The following is a 10,422-nucleotide window of genomic DNA, read 5'->3' on the forward strand; positions in this document are numbered from 1 at the left end:
AGGCCATTCCTCAACGACATCGGCGCAATGCCTCAAGGTCGCTTTACATCTGGGCTGAGGCTTTAACTTGACACCAATGCCATCTTGCCCGCCTTGGGCTGTGGGCGGGCAAGATGCCCACCCCACAATATTGGATAATTTATTTGTTGGAAGTCCCTTAGCTGGGTTTTTATATTAAGTCAAAAACTTTGTTTTTAATGAATGATTAAATAGGACTATAAAAAATATGTTCGTGCCATTCCAAGTTATTGTAAATAACAGAATTATTAGATAACGGAATTCCAATAAATAAACAATCTTGGAGTTGGCAAAGTCCAAAATTATTTATTAGTATTGTAGCAATTACTGTTAAAGAGCAAAGTAAAAATTATGAGTAGCCAATTAGAACAGTTTGCAAGTGATAATTCCTCTGGCATTTGTCCTGAAGCACTAGAATATATGATTAGGGCAAATCAAGGTAGCGTTCCAGCTTATGGAAACGATGAATGGACTCAAAAAGCAACAGATTATTTTCGGGAACTCTTTGAAATTGATTGTGAAGTATTTTTTACCTTTAACGGTACAGCTGCAAATTCTTTATCTTTAGCTGCTCTTTGCCAGTCATATCATAGCGTCATTTGCCATGAGACATCTCATATAGAAACAGATGAATGTGGCGCACCTGAATTTGCATCTAATGGTTCTAAACTGCTACTTGCTCACGGTAAAAATGGCAAATTAACATCAGAGGCTATAGAGTCAATTGTTACTAAACGCACTGATATTCATTATCCCAAACCTAAAGTTATTAGCATTACACAATCAACTGAATTAGGAACTTTATATTCTATTGAAGAACTTTTAAGTATTAAAGAAGTTGCGAACAAGTATAACTTAAAGATTCACATGGATGGCGCTCGTTTTGCAAATGCAGTTGCCGCTATGAATAAAAGCCCTGCTGAAATTACCTGGAAAACTGGAATTGATGTATTGTGTTTTTGTGGTACAAAGAATGGAATGGCATTAGGTGAAGCTATTCTTTTCTTCAATAAAGCGCTAGCAGAAGATTTTGATTATCGATGCAAGCAAGCAGGCCAGCTAGCTTCAAAAATGCGGTTTATTTCGGCTCCTTGGTTGGGTTTATTAGAAACTGGTGCTTGGCTAAAAAATGCCAGACATGCTAATCAATGTGCTGAATACTTAGAAAATCAACTATTAAACATAGAAGGTGTTGACTTGATGTTTCCTAGAGAAGCCAACGCTGTATTTGTAAAATTACCTGAAGAAGTCATTCAGAGCTTAAAAGCCAAGAACTGGCAGTTTTATACATTTATTGGTGTGGGAGGAGTACGTTTTATGTGTTCTTGGAATACTACTCAATCAAGGATTGATGAATTGATTGCTGATATTAAAAACGCAATTTAAGCAATTTAGCCTTGTATCATGTCGGCATAATGATTCACAAAAAGTAAATACGAAAAATCTCAAATAATGAAGTCAGTACAGCAATCCTAAAATTCCTCCAATTTAAGCAAATACAATTGGTTATTATAACTGACAATGTAAGCGCTTATTTGGTATGTAGTTTCAACTGCAATTTTGATTGTTGCCACAAACCCAAATGCTTATTTTTAGCATTAGCTTCTGCAATTAAAAATTGGGTTTTGCTCTCGTAGCAATTTTGTAAAGACTCTTGGTCAACGACGGCATTACCTGACTCTACCAAAAGGAGATTTACTGACCGATTATCTACAAATACTTCACCAGCTGGGCGACCACTTTTGAGTTGTTCTGTGCTTCTAATTACGACAGGAGTTTGAGGTGGTAATAGCTGTTTTAGCCTTTGTGTTGCTGCTAAACCATAGCGCTTGTCAGTCGCCTCTGGTGCGTTAATACACGCTAGCTTGATTGTAGTTGTTTGTCCTGCATTATCTTTAACCAAAATTGTGTTCCCGTCTGCAACACCAACTACTGTACCTAGCACCAGCATTAGTTGAAGTAATTCCATCATTTTTTATGTAATATTTTATGCTTGAAGAAGAATTCAGAAGTCAGAGTTCAGAATCAAGACGCAACTCGAAAATACTCGCTAACGCTGCGAAGTACCACTTTTTCGTTCAAAACTCATTCTGTTAGCGGATAGCTAGGGTTTAGCCCATTCTGACTCCTGACTCCTGACTCCTGAATTCTGTTTTGATAAATGTAATTTTATTTCAGTGCTTAGTTTGTTAGTGTGATTTAGCTCACAAGTTGCAAATACAAATAAAAGTAATAAATATTATTAGAAAAGCTGGTATTTATATCAATCAAAATTTCATTTAATAACTACAGGTAATTGAACACTCACAGTAGTTCCTGTCAAGAGGTCAGAAGAGATTAACAGTTCCCCATTATGAGCATTGATGATGCGTTTGCTAATAGCAAGTCCTAACCCAGTGCCACAAGGTTTTGTAGAGAAGAATGGCTGAAAAAGCTTGGCGATAACTTCTGATGGAATTGGTTCACCGCCATTGTGGACATTAATACAAACTTTATCTGTATACGAAGAATCTACTTTCAATTGAACGATATCTTCTGTTGCAACTGCTTCGCAAGCATTGCGGATAATATTGATAAATACTTGTTTAAGTTTGTCCTCATCTCCCAATATTTTTAGCGTTGGTGATGCCGGAATAAATTCAATTTGCCGTTCTAGAGCTTCTGGCATTTCACGAATGCATACAAGCAATTCATGAATAAATTCATTTACATCGAATTCACAAAGTTGCAACACTTGAGGCTTGGCGTAGAGCAAAATTTCGCTCAATAGACGTTCTAAACGACTGGCTTCGCTCAGTGCCAACCCTAATCGCTCTTGAGCAGATTCAGTTAAAATGGTTTTTCGGAAATATTTCAATCCCATAATCATTGTAGTCAAGGGATTACGAATTTCATGCACAATCATCGCAGCAAATTCACCAATTGCTACCAGTCGTTCTTGTTCTAAAAGCTTGGCTTGGGCTGCTTGTAATTCTGCGGTGCGTTTTTCTACCTCAGCCTCCAGAATATGATTAAATTGGCACTGTTGTTGATAGAGATGATAGTTGTCAATTGCTGTTGCAGCTCGTTCAGCAAATAATTCCACAATTTGGATGTCTTCTTTTGTAAAATCACGCGGGAGATGATTAAAAGAACAGATAGTACCAATCACTTCACTTTCAGCAGTCCGCAATGGTATCCCTAAATATGCACAATAACCTTCTGGGGCCTGTCCATACTCTGGGTATTTTTGGGCATCTTCTACTGCTAATGATTGACCCATTTTGATAACAGTACCAGTTAGTAAACCATGTAGTGAATAAATATGTTCGCCTTCACCCATTTCGAGACTACTGGCTAGAACAGTTTCAAACCCTTCTTGGCAAAAGGTAACAACTGTCCAATCAACTCCAATGAGTTCGCTGACTCCGCAAGCAATGTTATGCAAATAGCTACCCAGTTCGCCAGTTCGATAGTTCAAAGAAGACAAACGTGCTATGATTTGCCGCTCACGCTGCCAAGTTTGCTTGTGCAATAATATTTCGTTATCACTGGTTTTGCTCATGGATGCCTATTGCATGGGTTTTGAAGCCTGTTTCCGCAAGCTTGGTTTGGGTAGCCAGCAATTTTAATCGTTAGGTGTGAGTTGATACAAAGATTCTACTAGAGATATCTGCTATTTGTATACAACAAAATTATGAAATTTTACTTAAATAAATGTAAATTGATATATAGCAATTCGATTTGATTATTGAATCTAGTGGAGGGAATGGGGAATGGGGAATCCTATAGTAGGATAAGATTTAAGTCTTATGATTTTAGTAACTTGACTTTCTGAAGATATTTTTAATTCTGTGTTAGCAATTTTTAAGGCTTTAACACACCCTTGTATTTTAAGAGTTTTCACTCCTAACTCTTAACTCCTAACTCCTAACTTTATTTATATGCCAGAACAACAGCAGTGGACTATAACAGCAACCGAACAACCACCAGAGTGGTTTATCCAAGCAGTGAAACAGTATACACCTGTGTCAAGTGGACTGTATGCAGCACAATTGTTGTGGCAACGGGGAATTAAAGATAATCAACAATTAACAGCTTTTATCAACTATAAAGCTTATCAACCAGCAAGTCCCTTTGAGTTTGGGCAAGAAATGCATCTAGCGATCGCACGCTTGCAACAAGCATACAATACTAAAGAAAAAATCGCTATCTGGGGAGACTTCGATGCCGATGGGATTACAGCCACATCAGTACTTTGGGATGGATTGGGGCAGTTTTTCGCTCAAAGTACTCAGTTAATTTACTACATTCCCAATCGCCTGAAAGAATCCCACGGACTTAATAATCAAGGCATTGATAACTTAGCAAAACAAGGTTGCAAATTAATAGTTACTTGCGATACAGGTAGCACAAACATTGAGGAAATTATTTATGCTAAACAGCTTGGTATAGATGTAATAGTTACAGACCATCACACTTTACCTACCGAACGCCCACCAGTTGCAGCGATTATCAATCCCCGTTATTTACCAAAGGAACATCAGCTATTTAATCTTTCTGGGGTGGCGGTAGCTTATAAGTTGGTGGAAGCATTATATCAAAGTCTGCCTAATGTTGCCAAATATCCTTTAGAAGATTTATTAGATTTAGTTGCAGTGGGATTAATTGCCGACTTAGTGCAGCTAAGTGGAGATTGTCGTTACTTGGCACAGATGGGAATTCAACGACTGCAAGAAGATTTTAAACAGCCAGCAGCAGCGCGGCGGCGACCAGGGGTAGGGCGATTATTAGAATTGTGCCAGAAAAGTGGCGATCGCCCCACAGACATTTCTTTTGGTTTGGGGCCAAGAATTAACGCCGTTAGCCGTATCCAAGGTGATGCTAGTTTCTGCGTGGAATTATTAACTAGTCGGGATGTCAAACGTTGTAACGAACTAGCCGAAATTACAGAACTCGCCAACGCCCGCCGCAAATCTTTACAAAAAGATGTGCAAGCACAAGTAGCACAAAAACTGACTCAATTAGACTTATCAACCACCAGCGTCATTGTTTTAGAAGATGCCCAATGGCCTGCCGGTGTATTGGGCTTAGTCGCTGGACAGGTAGCACAGGAGACAGGCCGCCCGACGATTTTGTTGAGTACAGAGAAGGTAGGGGGAGATGGGGGAGATGGGGGAGATGAGGAAGGAAGAATTTCTCCCTCATCCTCCTCATCCCCCTCATCCCCTCCCCTCGCCCGTGGTTCCGCCCGTTCGGTGAATTCTGTCGATTTATACCAATTAGTGAAAGACCAAGCACATTTGTTACATCGCTTTGGGGGACATCCCTTTGCAGCAGGTTTGAGTTTGTTGGTGGAGAATATTCCTTTATTTACAGCCGCAATTAATCAGCAGTTGCGGCAATCTTTAGGAAGTACAACCCTCACGCCAACTGTGCAAGCAGACTTGACGGTGACAGTTGCAGACTTAGGGAAAGAGTTATTTTTGGAACTGAAACTTCTAGAACCTTGTGGAATGGGTAATCCTGTTCCGAAATTGCTAATTAAAAACTGCTGGTTTGAAAATTCTTGGCATCGCAATCAACAGGATTGGCAAGGGAAAAAGGTACAGTACATTAAAACTGAGTTTGACATTCGAGATGATTCTAGTAGAAGTGTTTTTCCTGGCTTATGGTGGGGACACTATAAAGATGAATTGCCTATAGGAAAGTGTGATTGCATCGCAGAATTAGACTACAACACCTTCAAAAAACGTTATGAAATCAGATTAATTGCCGTGCGTTCTGCTGCTAACTCAGCACTCACTACTCAGCACTCACCCTTCATCCTAGACTTACGGAATCAGGAACACTCAGCAACTCAGCACTCACCACTAATTATTGAAGATTGTCCCACGAATTGGGATGATTTACGCACGTGGTTGCGGCGATGTTTGGCGATAAGTCGCTCTACGTCTGGGCTTGACAATCAGCAACAATTAGCGATCGCTTGGTCTAAACCTAACCATCAACCACCCAATCAAATTTGGCTAACTCTTGTCGGAATTGCTAAATATCTCAGTCGTACAAATCAACTAGTTACCCGCGGACAACTTTTAGAAAAAATCGGCATCAGCAACCAAACCTTACTTGTCGGCATCAAAGCTTTACAATATTTAGGGTTCACAGTTCAACGACAAGACCGTTGTTTACAAATTACCTGGCATCCAAGTGATAGTGCCGAAAACCTGGCTGACGAAGCAGTTGCACGATTTTTAGCTGCTGTCCGAGAAGAACAATTTCAGCAACAGTATTTTGCGGAAGTGCCTTTATCTACGATAATTGCGATCGCCAGCTACGACAGTAAATAATTTAACAGAATAGAATTCAGGAGTCAGAATTTATGTCTGGAAGCTCAACGTTTAAATAAAAATATCCTCTTTCCCGTCCCATTTAGTACCTTGACAAAATTCATCTACCCAAGAAGCTAGACTACGGGCATTAGTGGCTGGCAAATTTACTTTGCTTTTAACCTCTTGTAGTTGAATATTCAGTTGTTTACTGTTGCTTTTTACCTCAGTAGTAATTGCTAGCGATCGCACTGGTTTGCCATTACTGTTAATCTCAGTGGTAATTGCCAGCAATGCGCCTACAGGGATTCGGTTAGACGGCGCGTTGCTTTTAACCTCAGTCGCTAACGCCGGAGATGGCATAGTTTTGGCTTTGGGGTTAGCCTCCGCAGTCATTGTCAGCGAGTTTCGGCGTTCAAGGTGCGATCGTAGTGGTTGATATTCGCCGACAAAACCGGAGGCTGACATTTTTGCCGGAGTATCGGGAGAAATTTTAGTAGCAAATGCAACTACCAACTCAGGTTTTTGTGTACGCATAACCTCAGTGGTAGCTGTAAATGATGGTATAAGTTGATCGGCGCGTGGCAAGTTGGAGTCTAGAGTCTTGGTAAGAGAATTAGGCGCAATCTTGGTAGCAGTTACAACCGATGACAGATGTTTATCCTCAGAATATTTCTCATCTAGCGGCTCGTTTTCAGCTTGGCTGGTAGCTATGGAAGAGTCTGATTTGATTAAACGTAACTCTTCATCGGGATTGAAGTTAAGACCTAAAGCAGCGACTATTTTATCTGGATCGTTGTTCAGATCCAGCATAAAAGAAAGTATTTCATCAAACTGGGGTTCTAAAACAGACAGTGTTGCCAAAATAAAACCGGAGAGAGGACGGCGCAGACCATCGTAAGTGGCCCAAATTCGCATTTTGACCAGCCAGGAAATATTTTGCTTGTAGTAAATAAGCCACTTTTGTTTTAAGGATTGACGCAGCTGCTGGATATTCATTGGATGCCTCACTTCGGTCAACAAGATTGCAGACCTTAAATTTTTAATTAGGTTTATTTCTGGGGATGAAACCGATAATAGAGCATCTGTTTGACTCTTTGACCACCTAGCAAATGATTTTCTATCAGTAGAGATACTTCATCCGGTTGAACGCTGCTATACCAAACCATATCGGGTAATATCAGCACCATCGGCCCATTACCACATTGTCCTAAACAGCTGCTAGCCGTTACCGTTACAGCAGGGATTGGCAAAGCCGCAAAAGCTGCTAAAACCTTGACTGCACCTTGCTTTTTACAAGCACGATTTTGACAAACCCGCACACATTTAGGAGAAGAGTCTTGCTCTATTTTTGGGAAGTCTGATGGTTGAGTGATGTTGGTCATTTGTCCTTTGTCATTTGTCATTTGTCATTTGCCAAAAGTCAGAAGTCGGAAGCTAATGACCAATGACTAATGACTAATGACTAATAACTAATCTATAGAAAGCCCTTTTGAGGCTAGCCATTCGGGGTTGAATATCCGCGACTGATACCGGGAACCACTATCACACAAGATGGTGACAATGGTATGTCCTGGTCCCAATTGCTTCGCCAAGGCAATAGCTGCCCCAACATTAATACCCGTTGAGCCGCCCATTAACAAACCATCTTTCCTCAGCAGTTGGTAAACTACTCGCAAAGCTTCTTGGTCATCAATTTGAATGGCATCATCAGCCGGTGCGCCTTCCATATTGGCTGTGACACGACCGTTACCGATGCCTTCGGTGATGGAATTTCCTTCTATCTTGATTTCGCCAGTTTTGACATAGCTATAAAGTCCACTACCCAGAGGATCGGCTACAACACATTTAATTGCTGGATTTTGTTCTTTTAAGTACAATGCTACACCAGCATAAGTACCAGCAGTACCAGTTGCAGCTGTCCATCCATCTATTTTACCATCTGTCTGTGTCCAAATTTCTGGCCCTGTGGTTTCGTAGTGGGCGAGACGGTTGGCTAAGTTATCAAACTGATTCGCCCAAATCGCGTTTTCTAACTCAGCAGCGACTCTGCCAGATAGCTTGACGTAGTTGTTCGGGTCTTTATAGGGTACAGCAGGGACGCGACGAACTTCTGCTCCTAGTGCTGTCAGTGCATCTATCTTTTCTTGTGACTGGGTATCGGGAATAATAATTAGGCATTTGTAGCCTTTGGCGTTGCAAATATGTGCTAGTCCAATGCCAGTATTACCAGCAGTTCCTTCGACAACGGTGCCACCAGGTTTGAGTTGACCTTTGTTTTCTGCATCTTCGATGATGTAAAGTGCGGCGCGGTCTTTAACGGAACCCCCAGGATTGAGAAATTCTGCTTTAGCAAGGATTTCACATCCTGTTTCTTCACTAAAACTGTTTAAGCGAATTAAAGGAGTGTTACCAACAGCGCCAACGAAGCCATTCTTTATATCCATTTTGACTGTATTGTGTGAGTCTCTATAAAAATTTTGGCTTATAGCTGTAGTAGTCTGTCAAATCCATTTTGACGGTTGGAGAGACGCGATAAATCGCCGTCTCTACAGAAAATTTATTCGTCAATTATTTCTTGACAGACTAGTAGTATGATTTACAACTGATTTGCCTAAATTTCTATGATACTGACATTGGAGGGCTTGCTGTTGGTGTAGTTCCTATATTTTCCCTAAGTCCCCACCTATTCACTTTCCGTAGTAAACTCTGGCATTATTGTATCCGATCTTTCGGATATACCTGTTCCATTCTTCAGCTTGGAATCGATTTTGGAAAGGGCCTACTGCTACGTGTGGGCCTCGTGGTTGCGTCCTTTCGAGGACTCCGCCAGATCGTCCTAAATCTTGGGTAAATCCGCTTAGATTCTGCCTAACTTGTGCTGCGATCGCAGATAACTGTTCGGAAGTGGTGGGAATGGCGACATAATATCTAGAGACTCGCTTATTAGTATTTATATTAGTGCGATCGCCTACAAAGTTTCCATTGCCTGTATTTATTTCCTGTCCGTTACCAAAGCTGAGAATCCGAGCGTTATATATGCCTCGTGACTGTAACTCATTCACCCGTTGCTGGGCGTTGGCTACTCTGTTAAAAACTCCTGACTGAATCACATTCCGGCCTTGGAACTGGCGAATGTAAGCACTGGGTTCAATTTGACGTATTGCTTGTAGTGTCTGAGAATCACTACTATCAACGTAAACTAAATAGCGCTCAAAGTTCTGGTTATATTGACTAAACTGTGCGGGTTGGGAGGGCTGAAAATTCTGCTCAAATTGATTGTTCTGTAATGGTTGGGAAGGCTGAAAGTTGAATTCCGGTTGACTGTTTTGCAATGGCTGGGTGGGCTGAAAGTTGACTTCCGGTTGATTGAAATCCTCTGCTTGAGCCGGTTGTAACTGCGGTGGCTGTTGACCAAAGGGAACTATTGGCGGTGGCGGTAAAATCTCACCAGTTTCTTGAGCCAGTAGCACGTTGCTGTTGGAGATTTGTGCTTGTACTGGGGTAGAGTCGGGAATTAGTAATAACCATCCTCCCACTAACAAAAAGAAAAGTCTGATAGTGGGCTTCCAACCCTCAGAACTTCGGCGCAATATCTGAAATGGGATAAATTGACTTGATATTCCTCTCGACATAGTAGTTAGAAAGTAGTCACAGTATTTTTAGATAATTTCCATCAGGAACTAATTAAGTTCACCGTTGTAGCAACTATATAGCGTTAAAGTAAAGTTAGCTCATCTGCGTGGCAAAAAATACATCTGTAATTAATCTTAGATGAAAGACTGAATAGCGATGTCTACGACGGGCTACGCCGACGCTAATTCAGTGAATTTAAAACTGAAGCGCTTTAGTAGCAAGGCTTTGAAGAGTGTATGCTACAATTGGACAACCACGCAGCGAAGCTGTACTCTTTAACTTTGCACACCATCACCAGTCAAAATGCTTACTATAATTCGGTTTTTGAATTTTGAATTTTGAATTTTGAATTGCTTACAACTCTTGCTTTGTATGAAAAAAGTCGTCGTTGGTCTTTCTGGTGGCGTTGACAGTTCCACCGCCGCAGCTATCCTGCACCATCAGGGCTATGAAGTGATTG

9 protein-coding genes are annotated in these 10,422 nt (G+C 41.0%); 3 read left to right on the forward strand and 6 right to left on the reverse strand.

The features are described from left to right. The first annotated feature begins 369 nt into the window (after positions 1-369). A complete protein-coding gene (locus HWQ37_RS17645; protein WP_292749167.1) occupies positions 370-1,404 on the forward strand; it encodes a threonine aldolase family protein in 1,035 nt (344 codons plus the stop codon). Positions 1,405-1,549: 145 nt separating this feature from the next. On the opposite strand, the gene HWQ37_RS17650 is transcribed toward HWQ37_RS17645, so the two are convergent. Together HWQ37_RS17650 and HWQ37_RS17655 are read right to left on the reverse strand one after the other, a co-directional pair. After that, complete coding sequence (locus HWQ37_RS17650; protein ID WP_292749169.1) at positions 1,550-1,990, reverse strand: thermonuclease family protein; 441 nt, start codon at positions 1,988-1,990, stop codon at positions 1,550-1,552. 303 nt (positions 1,991-2,293) lie between these two features. After that, positions 2,294-3,562: a GAF domain-containing sensor histidine kinase gene (locus tag HWQ37_RS17655; RefSeq protein ID WP_292749170.1), complete on the reverse strand. Its 1,269-nt coding sequence runs from the start codon at positions 3,560-3,562 to the stop codon at positions 2,294-2,296. Positions 3,563-3,941: 379 nt separating this feature from the next. On the opposite strand from HWQ37_RS17655, the gene HWQ37_RS17660 reads away from it, so the two are divergent. After that, positions 3,942-6,347 carry a single-stranded-DNA-specific exonuclease RecJ gene (locus tag HWQ37_RS17660; protein WP_292749172.1) on the forward strand — a complete coding sequence of 802 codons (2,406 nt, stop codon included), beginning with the start codon at positions 3,942-3,944 and terminating at the stop codon, positions 6,345-6,347. A 51-nt stretch (positions 6,348-6,398) separates the two neighbouring features. Here HWQ37_RS17660 and HWQ37_RS17665 read toward each other — a convergent pair whose 3' ends face one another. The 4 genes from HWQ37_RS17665 to HWQ37_RS17680 form a co-directional block, all read right to left on the reverse strand. Next, positions 6,399-7,325 carry a DUF5331 domain-containing protein gene (locus tag HWQ37_RS17665; protein WP_292749174.1) on the reverse strand — a complete coding sequence of 309 codons (927 nt, stop codon included), beginning with the start codon at positions 7,323-7,325 and terminating at the stop codon, positions 6,399-6,401. Positions 7,326-7,378: 53 nt separating this feature from the next. Then, positions 7,379-7,711, reverse strand: a complete 333-nt coding sequence (locus HWQ37_RS17670; protein ID WP_292749181.1) for a (2Fe-2S) ferredoxin domain-containing protein — start codon at positions 7,709-7,711, stop codon at positions 7,379-7,381. 87 nt (positions 7,712-7,798) lie between these two features. Further along, positions 7,799-8,773 (reverse strand): cysteine synthase A, encoded by a 975-nt coding sequence (locus tag HWQ37_RS17675; protein ID WP_292749176.1) that lies wholly within the window; start codon positions 8,771-8,773, stop codon positions 7,799-7,801. A gap of 243 nt (positions 8,774-9,016) precedes the next feature. Continuing rightward, entirely contained in the window at positions 9,017-9,961 is a 945-nt protein-coding gene (locus tag HWQ37_RS17680; RefSeq protein ID WP_292749179.1) for a hypothetical protein, read from the reverse strand. A gap of 373 nt (positions 9,962-10,334) precedes the next feature. Between HWQ37_RS17680 and HWQ37_RS17685 the strand changes: the two genes are divergently transcribed. Next, the coding region (locus HWQ37_RS17685; protein WP_292749183.1) for a 7-cyano-7-deazaguanine synthase at positions 10,335-10,422 on the forward strand (88 nt) is incomplete at its 3' end.

Source organism: Nostoc sp. NMS4 (assembly GCF_017115095.1).
Taxonomy (GTDB): domain Bacteria; phylum Cyanobacteriota; class Cyanobacteriia; order Cyanobacteriales; family Nostocaceae; genus Nostoc.

Excerpts from the sequence above, each read along its gene's own strand:
- HWQ37_RS17670 (WP_292749181.1), bottom strand. The coding sequence starts at position 7,711 with ATGACCAACATCACTCAACCATCAGACTTCCCAAAAATAGAGCAAGAC.
- HWQ37_RS17665 (WP_292749174.1), bottom strand. The coding sequence starts at position 7,325 with ATGAATATCCAGCAGCTGCGTCAATCCTTAAAACAAAAGTGGCTTATT.
- HWQ37_RS17675 (WP_292749176.1), bottom strand. The coding sequence starts at position 8,773 with ATGGATATAAAGAATGGCTTCGTTGGCGCTGTTGGTAACACTCCTTTA.
- HWQ37_RS17660 (WP_292749172.1), top strand. The coding sequence starts at position 3,942 with ATGCCAGAACAACAGCAGTGGACTATAACAGCAACCGAACAACCACCA.
- HWQ37_RS17650 (WP_292749169.1), bottom strand. The coding sequence starts at position 1,990 with ATGATGGAATTACTTCAACTAATGCTGGTGCTAGGTACAGTAGTTGGT.
- HWQ37_RS17680 (WP_292749179.1), bottom strand. The coding sequence starts at position 9,961 with ATGTCGAGAGGAATATCAAGTCAATTTATCCCATTTCAGATATTGCGC.
- HWQ37_RS17655 (WP_292749170.1), bottom strand. The coding sequence starts at position 3,562 with ATGAGCAAAACCAGTGATAACGAAATATTATTGCACAAGCAAACTTGG.
- HWQ37_RS17645 (WP_292749167.1), top strand. The coding sequence starts at position 370 with ATGAGTAGCCAATTAGAACAGTTTGCAAGTGATAATTCCTCTGGCATT.